The organism is Streptomyces niveiscabiei (assembly GCF_033794345.1).
Classification (GTDB): domain Bacteria; phylum Actinomycetota; class Actinomycetes; order Streptomycetales; family Streptomycetaceae; genus Streptomyces; species Streptomyces niveiscabiei.
In genome coordinates this window covers 107,206-121,128 of sequence record NZ_JARAYJ010000013.1, presented here as the reverse complement: position 1 = coordinate 121,128, position 13,923 = coordinate 107,206, and the positions used below count along the sequence as shown (strand labels likewise).

18 protein-coding genes and 2 tRNA genes are annotated in these 13,923 nt (G+C 68.6%); 12 read left to right on the top strand and 8 right to left on the bottom strand.

The features are described 5' to 3' along the window. Positions 1-5: 5 nt before the first annotated feature. The 4 genes from PV682_RS20060 to PV682_RS20045 all read right to left on the bottom strand — a co-directional run bounded on the left by PV682_RS20060 (position 6) and on the right by PV682_RS20045 (position 1,024). On the bottom strand, positions 6-461 hold the full coding sequence (locus PV682_RS20060) for a MaoC family dehydratase N-terminal domain-containing protein (protein ID WP_319731705.1): 456 nt from the start codon (positions 459-461) through the stop codon (positions 6-8). Between the two features lie 102 nt (positions 462-563). Continuing rightward, positions 564-728, bottom strand: a complete 165-nt coding sequence (gene rpmG / locus PV682_RS20055) for a 50S ribosomal protein L33 (protein ID WP_003948671.1) — start codon at positions 726-728, stop codon at positions 564-566. Positions 729-817: 89 nt separating this feature from the next. Then, positions 818-890: transfer RNA gene (locus PV682_RS20050), tRNA-Met, on the bottom strand. 61 nt (positions 891-951) lie between these two features. Further along, positions 952-1,024, bottom strand: a tRNA-Thr gene (locus PV682_RS20045). Positions 1,025-1,270: 246 nt separating this feature from the next. Here PV682_RS20045 and PV682_RS20040 point away from each other — a divergent pair. After that, a complete protein-coding gene (locus PV682_RS20040; protein ID WP_319731703.1) occupies positions 1,271-2,524 on the top strand; it encodes an amidohydrolase family protein in 1,254 nt (417 codons plus the stop codon). Positions 2,525-2,635: 111 nt separating this feature from the next. Continuing rightward, the gene (locus PV682_RS20035; RefSeq protein ID WP_319731701.1) at positions 2,636-3,292 is read left to right on the top strand and encodes an SDR family oxidoreductase; all 657 of its coding nucleotides are present in this window, start codon (positions 2,636-2,638) and stop codon (positions 3,290-3,292) included. Positions 3,293-3,342: 50 nt separating this feature from the next. Here the strand turns inward: PV682_RS20035 and PV682_RS20030 are convergent, their stop codons facing one another. Further along, a complete protein-coding gene (locus PV682_RS20030) occupies positions 3,343-3,555 on the bottom strand; it encodes a hypothetical protein (protein ID WP_319731699.1) in 213 nt (70 codons plus the stop codon). Between the two features lie 97 nt (positions 3,556-3,652). On the opposite strand from PV682_RS20030, the gene PV682_RS20025 reads away from it, so the two are divergent. Beyond that, a complete protein-coding gene (locus tag PV682_RS20025; RefSeq protein ID WP_319731697.1) occupies positions 3,653-3,925 on the top strand; it encodes a hypothetical protein in 273 nt (90 codons plus the stop codon). Positions 3,926-4,166: 241 nt separating this feature from the next. Here the strand turns inward: PV682_RS20025 and PV682_RS20020 are convergent, their stop codons facing one another. Further along, positions 4,167-4,430 carry a hypothetical protein gene (locus PV682_RS20020; RefSeq protein WP_319731695.1) on the bottom strand — a complete coding sequence of 88 codons (264 nt, stop codon included), beginning with the start codon at positions 4,428-4,430 and terminating at the stop codon, positions 4,167-4,169. Between the two features lie 301 nt (positions 4,431-4,731). On the opposite strand from PV682_RS20020, the gene PV682_RS20015 reads away from it, so the two are divergent. Together PV682_RS20015 and PV682_RS20010 are read left to right on the top strand one after the other, a co-directional pair. Further along, a complete protein-coding gene (locus PV682_RS20015; protein WP_319731694.1) occupies positions 4,732-5,559 on the top strand; it encodes a hypothetical protein in 828 nt (275 codons plus the stop codon). Further along, positions 5,552-6,037 carry a type II toxin-antitoxin system VapC family toxin gene (locus PV682_RS20010; protein WP_319731693.1) on the top strand — a complete coding sequence of 162 codons (486 nt, stop codon included), beginning with the start codon at positions 5,552-5,554 and terminating at the stop codon, positions 6,035-6,037. The genes PV682_RS20015 and PV682_RS20010 overlap by 8 nt, the downstream gene beginning before the upstream one ends. A gap of 91 nt (positions 6,038-6,128) precedes the next feature. On the opposite strand, the gene PV682_RS20005 is transcribed toward PV682_RS20010, so the two are convergent. Together PV682_RS20005 and PV682_RS20000 are read right to left on the bottom strand one after the other, a co-directional pair. Then, positions 6,129-6,800: an AAA family ATPase gene (locus PV682_RS20005; RefSeq protein ID WP_319731692.1), complete on the bottom strand. Its 672-nt coding sequence runs from the start codon at positions 6,798-6,800 to the stop codon at positions 6,129-6,131. After that, positions 6,797-7,555, bottom strand: a complete 759-nt coding sequence (locus tag PV682_RS20000; protein WP_319731691.1) for a GntR family transcriptional regulator — start codon at positions 7,553-7,555, stop codon at positions 6,797-6,799. Before PV682_RS20000 ends, PV682_RS20005 begins: the two co-directional genes overlap by 4 nt. Before the next feature lie 804 nt (positions 7,556-8,359). On the opposite strand from PV682_RS20000, the gene PV682_RS19995 reads away from it, so the two are divergent. From PV682_RS19995 to traB, 7 genes are all read left to right on the top strand, one after another. After that, entirely contained in the window at positions 8,360-8,653 is a 294-nt protein-coding gene (locus PV682_RS19995) for a hypothetical protein (RefSeq protein WP_319731689.1), read from the top strand. Further along, complete coding sequence (locus PV682_RS19990; RefSeq protein WP_319731687.1) at positions 8,650-8,979, top strand: hypothetical protein; 330 nt, start codon at positions 8,650-8,652, stop codon at positions 8,977-8,979. The genes PV682_RS19995 and PV682_RS19990 overlap by 4 nt, the downstream gene beginning before the upstream one ends. Next, the gene (locus PV682_RS19985; RefSeq protein ID WP_319731685.1) at positions 8,979-9,344 is read left to right on the top strand and encodes an RRQRL motif-containing zinc-binding protein; all 366 of its coding nucleotides are present in this window, start codon (positions 8,979-8,981) and stop codon (positions 9,342-9,344) included. The genes PV682_RS19990 and PV682_RS19985 overlap by 1 nt, the downstream gene beginning before the upstream one ends. Before the next feature lie 16 nt (positions 9,345-9,360). Beyond that, a complete protein-coding gene (locus PV682_RS19980; protein ID WP_319731684.1) occupies positions 9,361-10,383 on the top strand; it encodes a hypothetical protein in 1,023 nt (340 codons plus the stop codon). A 198-nt stretch (positions 10,384-10,581) separates the two neighbouring features. Beyond that, entirely contained in the window at positions 10,582-11,070 is a 489-nt protein-coding gene (locus PV682_RS19975; protein ID WP_319731682.1) for a hypothetical protein, read from the top strand. Positions 11,071-11,087: 17 nt separating this feature from the next. Continuing rightward, positions 11,088-11,684: a plasmid transfer protein TraA gene (traA, locus tag PV682_RS19970; RefSeq protein WP_319731680.1), complete on the top strand. Its 597-nt coding sequence runs from the start codon at positions 11,088-11,090 to the stop codon at positions 11,682-11,684. A gap of 57 nt (positions 11,685-11,741) precedes the next feature. Continuing rightward, complete coding sequence (traB, locus tag PV682_RS19965) at positions 11,742-13,769, top strand: plasmid transfer protein TraB (RefSeq protein ID WP_319731882.1); 2,028 nt, start codon at positions 11,742-11,744, stop codon at positions 13,767-13,769. The last annotated feature ends 154 nt before the right edge of the window (positions 13,770-13,923 follow it).

Sequence of the window (13,923 nt, the reverse complement as noted above, 5' to 3'; positions counted from 1 at the left end):
ATTCCTCACGCCTCCTCGGTGACCGCGCGGGCCACGAGCTTGGTCCAGGCGGTCACGACGTGCTCGCCGGCCTCGTCGTGGACCTCGCCGCGGATGTCCAGGATGTCGTTGCCGGCCATCGACTTGATCGCCTCGATGGTCGTGGTGACGCTCAGCCGGTCGCCCGCGCGCACGGGGCGGACGTACGTGAACTTCTGGTCGCCGTGCACGACGCGGCTGTAGTCGAGGCCCAGCTGGGGGTCCTCGATGACCTGTCCGGCGGCCTTGAAGGTGATGGAGAACACGAACGTCGGCGGGGCGATCACGTCCGGGTGGCCGAGGGCCTTGGCGGCCTCGGGGTCCGTGTACGCGGGGTGGTCGTCGCCGACCGCCACCGCGAACTCGCGGATCTTCTCCCGGCCCACCTCGTAGGGCTCGGTGGGCGGGTAGCTCCGCCCCACGAAGGACTGGTCGAGCGCCATGGGTCCGGCACCTCTCTGGTTGCTCTACTGACCGGTACTGCCTGTTCAACGACGTGAGGCCGCCCCCGATCTCTCGGGGACGGCCTCACGTACGAGCCTGATTTATCGCGTTTCGCGGTGCGCGGTGTGCGCGTTGCAACGCGGGCAGTGCTTCTTCATCTCCAGTCGGTCCGGGTTGTTACGCCGGTTCTTCTTGGTGATGTAGTTCCGCTCCTTGCACTCCACGCAGGCCAGCGTGATCTTCGGGCGGACGTCGGTGGCAGCCACGTGAGTGCTCCTTGACGAACGGATAGATTGGTTTAACGCATAAAAGAGTAGCCGACTGAAGGACCGACCCCACAATCGGCTACTGTTCGTAGCGGTGACCGGACTTGAACCGGTGACACAGCGATTATGAGCCGCTTGCTCTACCGACTGAGCTACACCGCTGTGATGAGATCCGTTCCCGCCCCGCGACCGGAAGTCTTGCGGCGGGAACCTCTCTCACCAGAGCCCCAATACGGAATCGAACCGTAGACCTTCTCCTTACCATGGAGACGCTCTACCGACTGAGCTATTGGGGCGAGCGAGGAAGACATTACACGCTCCCCGGGCGTTCACCCAAATCCGTTGTCCAGCCCTGTGCGGGCCCGGTTTCCGGCCTGTCACAAGGGTCTCGGGGGCCTCCCCCGCACGGCGGACCACACCGGTACGACTATTTCGTCCCTCCCTGACAGCACCGGACGACCGCCCTAGGCTCGACTCACTCTGTGTGATCTTCCAGCCCCTCGGACCGGGGCCCCTTCGCCGTCCCGAGATTTTGGAGCGCGATGCCCGACAGCCAGCCTCAGCCGTCCCCGTCGCCGTCCTCCGGCGGATCCTCCGGCGGCCGGCAGGACCCGTCGGCCCTCCTGCTGTGCGGCGCCAGGCTCACCGACGGCAGAACCGTGGACGTACGGCTGGGCGGCGGCCGGATCGAGGCCGTCGGTACGGCGGGCAGCCTGACCGGCCCTCCCGCGCGCGGGGGCCGCGTCGACCTCTCCGGCTACCTCCTGCTCCCCGCCCCCGCCGAACCGCACGCGCACGCGGACACCGCGCTGTCCGCCGACACGGACGGGCCGGTGTCGTACGCCCCCGAGGACGTCCAGCGGCGCGCCACCGAGGCGGCCCTCCTCCAGCTCGGCCACGGAGCGACCGCCCTGCGCGCGCACGTGCGCGTGGGCGACGTCCAGGGGCTCGGCGCGCTCGGCGCCGTCCTCCAGGCGCGCCGTTCGCTGCGCGGGCTCGCTGAGCTGACGGCCGTGGCGGTGCCCCGGCTGCTGACCGGGGTGGCGGGCGCGGACGGGCTCGCGATGCTGCGGGACGCGCTGAAGATGGGCGCGGGCGTGGTGGGCGGCTGCCCCGACCTCGACCCCGACCCGACGGGGTACGTCCAGACCGTCCTGGAGGTCGCCGCCGAGCACGGCTGCCCGGTCGACCTGCACACCGACGCCGCCGACCCCGGGCGCCTCGCGCGCATCGCCGCGCAGTGCGGGGGCCTGCGGCCCGGCGTCACGCTCGGCCCCTGCGGGGCGCTGCCCGCCGAGCACGCCTCCCGTACGGCCGACCAGCTCGCCGCCGCGGGCGTCACCGTCGTCTGCCTCCCCCAGGGCTCCTGCGGGGCCGTGGAGGGCCGTGGGACGGCCCCTGTGCGGCTCCTGCGGGCGGCGGGGGTGCGGGTCGCCGCCGGGAGCGGGGCGCTGCGGGACGTCTCCAACCCCGTGGGGCGCGGTGACCCGCTGGAGGCCGCGTATCTGCTGGCCTCGCGCGAGGGGTTGCGGCCCGAGGACGCGTACGACGCCGTCAGCGCGTCCGCGCGCGTGGTGCTCGGGTTGCCGGAGGTGCGGGTGGAGGCGGGGTTCCCGGCCGAGTTGCTGGCGGTGCGGGGGGAGCGGCTCGCGGGGGCGTTGTCGCTCGCCTACAGCCGGATCGTGATTCATCGGGGGCGGGTGGTGGCGCGGACCAGTGCGGTGCGGGAGTACTGCAATTCGGCTGTGGCCGCGGAGTTGGGGCTGCCTCGGCAGGGGCGGGGGGAGGTGTCGTAGGGGGTTGAGTCTGGGGCTCGCGGGAGCGGCGGTGCTGGTCATATTTACTGACCGTCACACTTAATGGGAGCCGTGCGGCGGACGGGGCTTCGCGGGCGTACGGTCGACAGCATGCGCATTGTCATCGCCGGAGGTCATGGTCAGATCGCGTTGCGGCTTGAGCGGTTGCTCGCCGCGCGCGGGGACGAGGTCGCGGGGATCGTCCGCAAGGCCGAGCAGGAGGACGCGCTACGCGCGGCCGGCGCCGAACCGGTCGTCCTGGACCTGGAGTCGGCGTCCGTCGAGGAGGTCGCCGGGGTTCTCCGGGGCGCCGACGCGGCCGTGTTCGCGGCGGGCGCGGGGCCGGGCAGCGGGGTCGCGCGCAAGGACACCGTCGACAAGGGGGCGGCGGTCCTCTTCGCCGACGCGGCCGTACGCGCGGGCGTGCGCCGGTTCCTCGTCGTGTCCTCGATGGGCGCGGACGCCGGGCACGCCGGGGACGAGATCTTCGACGCGTACCTGCGCGCGAAGGGGGCCGCCGACGCGTACGTCCAGAGCCTGGACGCCCTCGACTGGACCGTCCTGCGGCCCGGGGGCCTCACCGACGACGCCGGGACCGGGCTGGTGCGCCTGGAGGCGCGTACGGGGCGCGGCATGATTCCGCGCGACGATGTGGCCGCCGTACTCGCGGAGTTGCTGGAGACACCGGCGACGGCGGGGCTGACTCTGGAGCTGGTGGGCGGTTCCACGCCGGTGTCCGTGGCGGTGAAGTCGGTGGCGGGGAACTGACGCCGGGAACCGACGGGGCCTCAGGGTCGTTGCAGGACTGAGGGCGTGGGTCAGAACAGGGGCATCTGGCCCGGGAACTCCGGGACCGTGAAGCCGTCCAGCGACGGCTGGGCGGCGCCGAGCTGGGCGGGGCGGCGGGAGCCGGGGCAGGACGTCAGCTCGCCGGCCTCACGGGCGCCGGGCGGGTCGTGCCGGGCGAACCGTCCGGCGACGACAGCGATCTCGCGGCGGCACTCGGGGCAGGTTCTGCGGCGGCTGGACATGAGGTCAGTGTGCCTCAGTGGGCCACGCGGGTACGGCCTGGCGGCACGCTGCGCGGCAGCGCGGAAAAGTGCGATCAGCTCCCTAGCATCCGGTGCCGTGTCACACACCTTCGAGGAACTGGTGCAACGTCAGCGCGCCGCCGACGAGGCGCATACGCGCGTACGGGACCTGCTCGACAGCTACGGCTCCCCCACGGCCGCCCCGTGGTCCGAGACCCGGACGGACACGTACGAGACGGCCTGGCGGGCCTGGCGTGATCTCGCCCGCGACACGCAGGCGGCGGTGACGGAACACGCCCGCGCCGGGGAACGCCCCCGCAGCGAGATCGAGGCGGAGGTGAAACGGACCGCACGCGAGCCGGCGCCGTAGGGGGTGTGATCTTCTTCATGAGCCGTCGCGGGGGCGCCCATGACGAAGGGCCCGTGATCCACTGCTTGAGTGGATCACGGGCCCTTGCGTTCCCGTGTGGCGGCGCCAGGATTCGAACCTGGGAAGGCTGAGCCGGCAGATTTACAGCGGGCTGGCTCTGGGGGCCCTGACCAGGAAATTCGGTTCCCCCAGGCATCCCCGGGGGACGCCTGGGGGAACCGCCGCTCCATGCGCTTGCTCATCAGTGCGACCGTGGCCCCTTAAGCGGGGACGAGCTTCCGATTACTCCAGCTTCCGCGAGAATGAAGACGGTCGCCTTCGAGCCCATCCATCCCACGCACTTTGAGATCATTCCCACCACCACCTCATGGATCTCCATCTTGCCGATGCGCTTCCGCATCTTGATCACCTTCGGTTCGATCACTCGCGTGATGAGCCAGTTGGTGCTCCACGTCAGGACGATCCCGACAGAGAGGTAGATCGCCAGCAGCTTGCAGTCAATCACCCACGGAAGCCCCAGGATTGAACTGGGACCACCCCCCATAAGGGGCCACGGACGTACGCAGTACTCGAACCGGACGACGACATGAGGCCTGTGGTGCCCCGGTGGTTTGCCTGGCGTGCCACACCGCCAAGCCGGGTAGTAACTGATCGTGTAACGATTGAGTCACTTGGGTGATCAACGATGGAGCGCTCCGGCCCGAACCTCCGTAGCCTCGACCACCCGGCAAAGGACAGCACGCACGACCCCCCTATGTCACACCATGGTGCGACGATGGGGCTAGACGCAGGAGAGGGGTGTAGCCGTGACCACAGCCGTCCGTGAAGACAGCGCCCTAGAAGTGCGCATCGCCCCCACATCGTCTCGCCTCGACCTCAAGACCTACACCCAGATTCTTGGTGAGGTGAGGTTGTCCCTTGAAGAGGTCGATCGAACAGCCCTACCGGTGCGCAGCCCTCGACTTCGGTGGGCAATCAAAGGCATGACAATGGGCAGGGACATTCGGATTATCCTCGTCCCGGCCATTGTCCCCGCTAAGCGGTCGCTACAGTCCATTGCAGCTCCGCTAAACGGTTTCGTTGACGGCGTTGAAATGCTTACCGAATCGCCAAAGATTCCTCCGTTCTTCAGCGAGCGAACCGTTGCCCGCGTGGGACATATCGGGAAACATATTGGCCCCGGCGGAATTGAGCAGGTTGCGGTTACCAGTTTGAATGGCGATCATCACACAGCCGTCGTTGATGAAGGTACCGTAACCAACGCTACACAAGCCGTCCTTCCGGCTAAGAGCGCATTTTCCAGCGTAACGGGAACACTTGACGTTCTGAGTCACAGCAGGGGTAGCTCGCCGAGGGCCTTGATTCGCGATCCGAGAACCCGACACGCCGTTCGCGTTGTCGCTCATAGCGATCATAGCGAGATGCTGCGAAGCGCGTGGGGGCGTCGCGTTATTGCTTCAGGAGTCCTACAGAGGAATTCGGAAGGGCAGGCTGTTTCTTTGCAGATGACAGATCTTGAAGTCCTTCCCGATCCCCGAGGCCCCATCGACCCGGCAAGCATCCTTGGCATCAACCCTCGGATAACGGGTGATCTCAGTACCGAAGAATACCTGAAGCAGGTGAGAAGTGCCTGAGCCCTTGGTGTACGTTGACGCAGATATCTTCTTCAACGTCATAAAGAAAGAAAAGGGCTTGTGGCCAAACTCTTATAAGGTTCTTCGAGCGGCCTACAGGGGCGACATCCAGCTAGTCGCTTCGACGCTTCTGCTTGTCGAGCTGAACGGCAAAAAGGGTGACGTAGACCCAGATGAGCGAGACCGCATCGTCGATGAATATCTAGAGAACCTCGAAATACAGTGGGTTGAGGTCGACATACTGATTGCCAGGGAGGTTCGCCAGCTCGCAGCGAATCACGGACTCAGGGGTCCCGACGCTACCCACCTTGCCACGGCGATTCGGATGAAAGCCGACTACTTCATTTCGAGAGATAAAGCCTTCCCTTACGGGGAGACCATTGGGATAACACATATTACGGGCCCCCGAGAGCTTTGGAATCCGACTACGGATGACGTAGAGATTGACGCATTAGCTGCTGCGGAACTAGGATCCTGAGAACCTGACTGCGGCACCTGCGACGTGGCGCGAGCGCAGCACTGACCGTTAGCCGAACAGTATTTTTGGTCGCCGGGAAGACCAAGGGCGCTCATTCACTGCCCAACGCTGCGATCACGCCCGCAGGATCGCCGTGGTACGTAAGGTGCGGTTCGCCTGACCCCGGCGGAATGAAACGGGTGCGGTAGCGCTGAAGGTCGCTCTCGGAAAAGTAGATCGAGTTCGGATCGTCGGCGTGGAACTCGTTGCGCTTGTTGATCCTTGACCAGAGTTCGTCATGGCTCGCTTCGAGATAGACCAGTATCGAAGTCGCGCCGGCGTCGGCCGCGATGGCTCGCCACCGAGCGCGATCTTCCGGAGTCCAGAAGCCATGGTCAACCACGACATCACGCCCTGACTGAAGCAGGTCGCGCAACTCAACCGCGACATCCTCAAGGACGGGTCGCTCAAGGGTGGGGAAAGTGCCCCGCGGGAAGTCCACCCCGTACACGCCGTGCCGACGGTACATCTCCTCATCCGGGCACAGGCGTACGAACCCGCGATCGGTGAGGACTCGGGAAAGCGTGGTCTTGCCGGAGCCGGGGAGTCCAGCCATGAGGACACAGAACGGCGAACGTGTGGTCATCGGTCTCGTGAGGGTCTGGGAGATCGTGAGGATTTCCAGTTCGGCTTCAGGTTCGAGCGTGCCGGTACGGCGAGCGGCGAGTAGAGCGCCCATCCGATCTTCAAGCACGCTCAAGAGCGTGTCATCCAAGGTCGTCACGGGGAAACCTCCGATTCCGTCCGCCAGGTGCGACCAGGGCCACCGAGGTCAACACCGTATTCCACAACGTTGTTCTCGCTGTCGATGAACTTCGCGGTCATCACGACCACGGGTTCCGCTGGCGGGTTCTCCGGGTCCAACTCCAAGAGCTGGGTGTCTTCCGCTGTCAACAGGCGCGCTGAGGCGGTGTCGATCCGATGACTGATCGGGAGGCCGGTCGCCTCAGCAATGAGTTGGAGTGAGGTCCCCCCGGTCAGCCGCTCGCCCTTCGCCAACTGCGGGATCAGCTTCCCGTATCGAGCCGGGATCCAAGACGTACTGTGCGCCACGATGCCGTGCCGGTCCCGATACACCCGGCTCCGACGAATCACGTCGGAGCGAGGCTCGATGCCGAGCGCCTGCGCCACATCGAGAGGCGCAGGGACCACGCCAGCCTTGTGCGAGTCGGACCGTTCGCCGGACCCCCAACTTGATCCTGTGCGGCGCCCCCGGTCCTGACGCTGAGATCCCGACGACATCGGGCCCGGCTGGTCTAGAACTTCCGTTCCGATCCCGTGGATGCCCCGGACCATGCCCTCATTGCGCAGCTTGCGCAACGCCTTCTCGGCTGTGGCCGTGCTGACGCTCCACTCTTCCGACAGGTTCTTGATGCTCGGCAGGAGCGTTCCCGGCGGTAGTTGGCCGGACGTGATCAGCTCCGCGTAGTGGGCGGCAATCTTCGCGTACGGCGCCCGATTGTCGGCCTGACCGGCCATTTCACCTGCTCCTTCGTCTCGGTTCCCTGAGGTTCCCTAGCTTACCGCTTGACACCGCAGGGAACCCTAGGGAACCTTAGGGATGTGCCCGCCGGTCGGAACGCCGACCGAGGGTCACCGTGTCCCGGTATGCCCGCATTGAAGCACGGGCGCACCGCCTCGGAACTGCACCAACGCCCGGAGGAAAGCCCGCAGGGGTCAGTACGAAGTCAGCGTCAGTTGTTTGAGAATTCAATAGGGATTCAAGGTCGACGGGGTGTGACTCCCCGTCCCCGTATCGGCCCGGGTGACGGCCGATGGCGGCCCCTTCGTGGCGGGTGAACCTGTCCCGCCCTGCGTGTCAGCTCTGGAGAACAGCCCTCGGGATCATCCCTCCCTCACGGGAGGTCAACCCGTCGGCTGCCACCTGGTACGCGCCGCCCTGCTGGCGTCAGAGCAGTGACGATGACGCGCCCGATGTTCCCGGCTCGGGGCCGGTCCGCTGTGGCAACGGCGTACCGGTGAAAGCCGTGTCCCTGCTACTCGCGGGAGGTCGGCATGGGCCGACGACATACCTGAGGCGCCGCCGGGATGAACCGGCCGGCGGCGCCTGAACGACTTCCCGGTTCGCCTCTTCCTGGCTTCGCAGCGCTCGATGCTGCGCCGGTTGCCTCCCTCGCCCGTCCGGCCCGCGCCTGTGCGCGGCGGCCGTACGGGCGGGGCGTGGGGAGCCGGATCCATCCGCTTCAACGGCTCGCGGCTCCGGTGCTGGAACACCGGAGCCGCTGTTGTTCGGGCCGTTCCCGTCTCACTGGAGTCCGTCCCATGAAGTACATCGTTGCTGGTCATCAGGCTGTTACTGCTACGGAGTTCGCGGAACTGGCACTGGGCACCCCGCTGGAACTGTGGCTCGGAGTCGAGGGCGAGAGCGAGACGGAGCGCGCGGCCCGCTTGGACGCGGCCCGCGACATCCTCACCGACCCCGAGTTCCGCAGCCTGCCCGACGACCTGATCCGCCTGGCCGCGCGGGTGGTCGACGAGAACCCGGACCTGTTCAACGTGGTCCCGCTGGCTCGCCCCGCCCGCCGCCGCGTTGCGCGTCGGGGGGTTGCGGCATGAGCGAGGCTGTGACGCTCGATGACTTGGCCGTGGCCCTGCGGGCACTGCGTCTGCTGACCGTGGACTTCGGGCATCTGCCGGCGCCGGTAGTGAACGTGACCGACATCTTCCCCGACCAGGTCAAACTGAGCTTCTACGACGACTTGGGCGCGTTCGAGTCGTGGCGTGAGGCGCTGGGCATCGCCCCCGGCGCCGTGGTCCATGGCCTCCAAAGCGACGGCCTTACGCGCGTCCTCAAGACGTCTGTCGAGTACGCGGGCGCCACGCTGGAACTGACCGGCTTTGCCGAGGTTCCCGCCCCGGAGCTGTCCGGGGCTTCAGCCTGATGACCGCGTGGGGCAAGTGCTTCGACCCGAACGGCGCCCGGCTCGGCATCCCCACGTGGCCGTGGCGGTGTGCGCCCGACGGGCTCGCGACCAGACGGCAGTTACGGGCCCGCGGCCTGCGCCCCGGCGGTCAGCCGATCGCCGGCCAGATACTCCGGCCCCGGTACCGGCGCGGGCCGCTGGTCGCCTACCTCTACCGGCTCGACAAAGCGTTGCCGGTCCGGCCGATGACCCCGGCCAAGCGCCGGGCACTGGCGTGCGCGATGCAAGCGCGCCGCACCTGCCCGCAGTGCCGCCGGGACGCCGGATACGTCATCCCTTCATCCCTCGGGGTCTGCGTCCCCTGCGCCTACCCCGACGACTAGAACAAGGAGTGATCACATGGACTGGAAGAAGGCCGCCCGCCGGGCGGTGCACTGGAGTCTGCCGGCCGGTCTGACCGGCCTTTCGTTGGGCTGGACTGTCTACGCGGTCGGGGAGATCCTCTCTCACCAGGCTCCGGCGCCGCTCGCCTACACCGTGGCCGGCATCTATGACGCGGTGTGGCTGTACGCGCTGGCCATGGAAACCGCGCACCGCCGCCAGGGCTCCAAGGCGACGCTGCCCGCCACGCTGGGGTGGCTGTTCCTGGTCACCTCGGTCGGCGTGCTGTTCACCCACGGCCTGCTGTACGCATCGCCGGTCGTCGCGGTCATCGGCGCGGTCGTTCCGGCCGCCGCCAAGGCCACGCTGATCATGGCCGTGGAACGGGAGGCCACTCGGATCTCTCCCGCGGCGCAGGCGCAGATCGACGCGGTGCGCAGCGCGACGCGGGATCAGGTGGCGATCGGCCGCGCGGTCACCCGGGCCAAGGCCGACCGGCACACGACGGCCGCCGCGTTGGAGCGCGAGGAGCGCAAGGCCCGCGGCAAGGCGCACAAGGTGCGCCACGAGGCAGCCGAGAAGCTGACGAAGCTCACCACAGAGCACCCGGCCACCGACTCCCCCGAGGAGATTCCGGCGCTGTTCTCGGATGAGGACCTGGCCCGGGTGCTGGGCCAGTGGTCGGACGGGGGCGTGTCCCCTGCCGTGTCCCCGGGTGTGTCCCCCGTGTCCCCCCAGGTCGGCGCCGTGTCCCCGACACCGGAACTGACCGGCTCGCAGGGCGAGGGACACACCCCGCTGGATTGGTCGGGCCTGGCTCAGGTCGCGGTGGTGGCCGGCGTCGACACCCCCGAGCCGGGCGAGCCGCTGAGCGAGGAACAGCTCACCGTCGTCCTGCGGTGGCTGCGCCACTCCGAGAACCCCCCGCTGTCCTACCGCAAGGCCCTGGCCGCCTACCGCGCGGCGGGCTTCTCTGCGAAGGAAGAGCGGGTGCGCAAGGCGTACGCCGCGCTGATCGACGCGGAGGACGCACAGCCGTAACCGGCGTCCGGCACACATCAATGAGGACCAGCCCACGCCAATTGGGCTGGCCCTCGTTGCGACTGCCGGAAGCAGTCGAACCCCAGTGAAGCAGACCTGGTGAGCCCCGGCGAGCGGCACGCTCGCAGACCCGGCGCAGACCCGGAGAGCTGACCCGCACAGCACCCTCAACCACCCCTCCCATCAAGGAGTCTTGCTGTGTCCAGCCGTACCCGATCCCGCGGCGCTGCGGGTGTCCACACCATTCGTATCCCGCATCAGCGCGGGCGCCGCTCGCAGCCCTTCTTGATCGTCGTTCCCGACCGACCCTCCCTGACTCGCGAGGCGTTCGGCTTCCTCGGGCGGGCGCTGTGGCGCTTCCGCCGCGCACTCGCCCCCACCGGCTTCGCCGTGCTCAGCCTGGTCGTGACCGCCCTCCTGCACATGCTGGGTTGGTGGTCCGGGCTGGTACTCGCTCCGCTGGCCGTGGCCCCGCTGGTCTGGCTCGGCATCATGCAGCACCGTCGGCCCGGCCACGGTTCCACGCTGGCCTGGCGTATCGCGCTGGCCGCGCTCGCCACCCTCGCGGGTGCGTGGGCGGCGCTGGCCGCCGGGTTCGGCCCGCTCGCCGGCTCGCTCGGGCTGGTCTGGCTGCTGGGCCTGATCATCGCTCAGTCCGCCTGGCTCATCGTCCGCCGCACCCACTGACCTGAGGAGATTGTCTGATGGCGCAGAACACCAACGGTCAGCGCGGGCAGCGACCGCAGCCCACCCGGGCCCGCACCAACGGCAACGGCAACGGGCCCAAGCCGAACAAGTTCGCCAACGCGGGAGCCGGTATCGGTGCCGCGGCCGGCGGATTCGTCGGCGCGATGGGCAGCTCGTTCGTCCCGCCGATCAACGTCACCGTCAACAACACCAAGAACCCGGGCGACGCCCGGGGCGGGGGTGGTGGCCGCGGGCACTCCGATTCTCTGCTGCCCGCCCCGGAGTTCGGCTCCCCGGCACAGGTGCGGAACTACTGCAACAGCCTGCGGGCGGCCGGCGTGATGCTGTCCATCGAGGTGGCCATGGCTGCCGAGATCATCCAGGGCGTATTGGCGGCCGTGCCGGACCCGGAGGGCCGCGCGTTCGGCTCCCGCATCCGAGCCCGGAAGGTCTCCCGCAAGATGCGCAAGTCCGCCGACGCCCTGCGAGACGCGGCGAAGAACGCCGCCTCCTGCTACTCGATCTTTCAGCAGGAGTTCGAAGAAGAGATCAACCGCGTCCGTCACCGCGCCCGCAAGCCGGCACAGCCGGTCATGAACTGGGCCCAGCAGTAAGGAGGTTGGGCCATGGCCCGCGACACCAACATGAGCGCCTACTACCCCGACGGCGGCATGCCCGGCTACCTGCCGCAGATGCAGGCCGGGCCGGAGAACGGCACCATCCGCGCCTACCTCCTGCACCGGGCCAAGCCGCACCTGCCGCCGTGGCTCGGCTGGCTGGCGACCGGCGCGGCCGGAGCCATCGGACACGAGAAGTGGCCCGACAGCGCGGCGGCCGGCGTCGGACTCACCCTCGCCTCCGTCGCCCTCACAGGGGTGGCGTGGGCCGCGGGCAAGGGCATCAGCAAGCAGCGTCGCTTGCACTCGGCTGTCACCGTGGCCGCCGGGTCGGCGTGGGTCACGGCCGCCTGTCTGGCCGGACCCACCGCCGGGCCGATCGACGACCTGTTCCTGATGGGCGGCCCGGCGGTCGCGCTGTCGTGGAACGTGCGCATGGTCATGCGCCACAACCCCGACGGCGCCACCGGGAGTTCAGACGGGGGCCTTCTGGAAAAGGTGGGCCTGGCGCGGGCGCAGATCGGTGCGGCAAAGGTGGAACCCAACCGGGTCACCGCGCCGATCGCGTTGCAGCCGGGTGAGCAGACCAACGACGACGTCGCCAAGGCCCTGGTCCGGATCGCGTCCGCGCTTGACCTGCCGACGTCCGCCGTGCGCTACACCCCCGACCCCGGCTCCGTCCGCCGCGGCGAACTGGTCATCGTCCCCGAGGACATGCTGTCCGAGGTGGTCGAATGGGAGGGCCCCTCCAACCTCGGGGGGTCGATCGCCGATCCGCTGCTCATCGGCCGATACGACGACGGCGCCCCGTTGCACCTGTGGCTGCCGGGCGACCCGGACGCGGGCCGTAACTCCACTCACGTCCTGATCGCGGGCGGTACCGGTTCGGGCAAGGGCGACGCCGCGCTGAATCTCCAGACGGAGATCCTTTCGCGGCGGGACGTCATCATCTGGTTCTCCGACCCGAAGGCGTTCCAGGACTTCGCCCCGCTCCGGCCGGGTCTGGACTGGGGTGTTGAGGGCGGCAGCCAGACGGAGGTCATGGTGGCGGCCGTCGAAGCCGTCATTCCCGCCCGCACCCGCTGGCTCGGAGCCCACGGCTACCGCCAGTGGGTACCCGCGGCAGCCCAGACGCAGAACGACCCCGAGCACACCTGCCGCCCCGACGGCCGCGCCTGCGGCTGCGAGGGCATGCCGTTCCTGGTCACCTGGTTCGAGGAAGCCGCCAACACCCTCCGCGCGCTCGGGGACGACACCTTCACCGGGATCGCCCAGGAAGCCCGCTCCGCGGGCATCTCCCTGATCGTCTCGTTGCAGCGGCCCTCGTACGACCAGATGTCCACCTCCACCCGCGCCTCCCTCCCGTCCGTGATCGCACTCGGATGCGACCCCCGCGACGAAGGGTTCTCGCTGCCGGAAACGGTGCTGGACGCGGGCGCCCACCCCGGCGCGTGGGGCAACCGCCGCCCCGGCTACTGCTACGTCGTCTCCCCGGGTATCCCCGAGGACCGTTACCCCTCCCCGGGCCGTACGCGCCGCTTCACCACCCGCGCCGTGGCCGTCATGGAGCAACTGGCCGCGTGGGCGCAGCACAACGGCGCCACCGCCGACCCCGTCACCGCGGGCGCCGCGTCATCGGTGGCCGGACGCGCCTACACCGGCCGCCCCACTGCAGACAGCGACGACCAGCCCCATCAACCGGCGGCCCTGCGAGCCGTCCCGGAGGAGGACGACATGGAACAGGGCGGCTTGCTGGTCGACCCCGAAGACCAGGACATCGACCCGGAGGTTGACCTCCCCGAGCCGGAACAGGGCGACGACGCCCCGATCTTCGGGCAGGAAGCCGGGCACAAGCCCTCCCCCGAGGAGGCGCGGCGGCTGTTCGCTCAGGCACTGGCAGAGTTCGAGGACGAGGGCCGCATGGTCGTCGGCCCGAAGGACTTCACCGACTGGTGTGACCGGCACAGCCTGTCCCGTTCCTGGGTCTCCCTGCGCCTCAAAGAGGCCGCTCAGGAAGGACGGTTGGACGCCACCAACACCACCGGCCGGTGGCGCATCGTCCCCGCCCTCACAGCCGCCTGACACCCGTAACGCGTTACGCCCGCCTAACACCCAAACCCCTAGGCAGGCGCACGTGTTACCCGCCCTAACAGCGGCCGATCACACCCCCTAACACCGTCACGTAACACTCCGCCCGTGGGCCCGCGCACACCCTTGCGCGCGGGCCCACGGCCGT

What these genes read in the sequence shown, in the direction of transcription:
- PV682_RS20060 (WP_319731705.1), bottom strand. Translation starts at nt 461, where the DNA reads ATGGCGCTCGACCAGTCCTTCGTGGGGCGGAGCTACCCGCCCACCGAG.
- PV682_RS20040 (WP_319731703.1), top strand. Translation starts at nt 1,271, where the DNA reads ATGCCCGACAGCCAGCCTCAGCCGTCCCCGTCGCCGTCCTCCGGCGGA.
- PV682_RS20035 (WP_319731701.1), top strand. Translation starts at nt 2,636, where the DNA reads ATGCGCATTGTCATCGCCGGAGGTCATGGTCAGATCGCGTTGCGGCTT.
- PV682_RS20030 (WP_319731699.1), bottom strand. Translation starts at nt 3,555, where the DNA reads ATGTCCAGCCGCCGCAGAACCTGCCCCGAGTGCCGCCGCGAGATCGCT.
- PV682_RS20000 (WP_319731691.1), bottom strand. Translation starts at nt 7,555, where the DNA reads ATGGCCGGTCAGGCCGACAATCGGGCGCCGTACGCGAAGATTGCCGCC.
- PV682_RS19995 (WP_319731689.1), top strand. Translation starts at nt 8,360, where the DNA reads ATGAAGTACATCGTTGCTGGTCATCAGGCTGTTACTGCTACGGAGTTC.
- PV682_RS19990 (WP_319731687.1), top strand. Translation starts at nt 8,650, where the DNA reads ATGAGCGAGGCTGTGACGCTCGATGACTTGGCCGTGGCCCTGCGGGCA.
- PV682_RS19985 (WP_319731685.1), top strand. Translation starts at nt 8,979, where the DNA reads ATGACCGCGTGGGGCAAGTGCTTCGACCCGAACGGCGCCCGGCTCGGC.
- PV682_RS19980 (WP_319731684.1), top strand. Translation starts at nt 9,361, where the DNA reads ATGGACTGGAAGAAGGCCGCCCGCCGGGCGGTGCACTGGAGTCTGCCG.
- traA (WP_319731680.1), top strand. Translation starts at nt 11,088, where the DNA reads ATGGCGCAGAACACCAACGGTCAGCGCGGGCAGCGACCGCAGCCCACC.
- traB (WP_319731882.1), top strand. Translation starts at nt 11,742, where the DNA reads ATGCCCGGCTACCTGCCGCAGATGCAGGCCGGGCCGGAGAACGGCACC.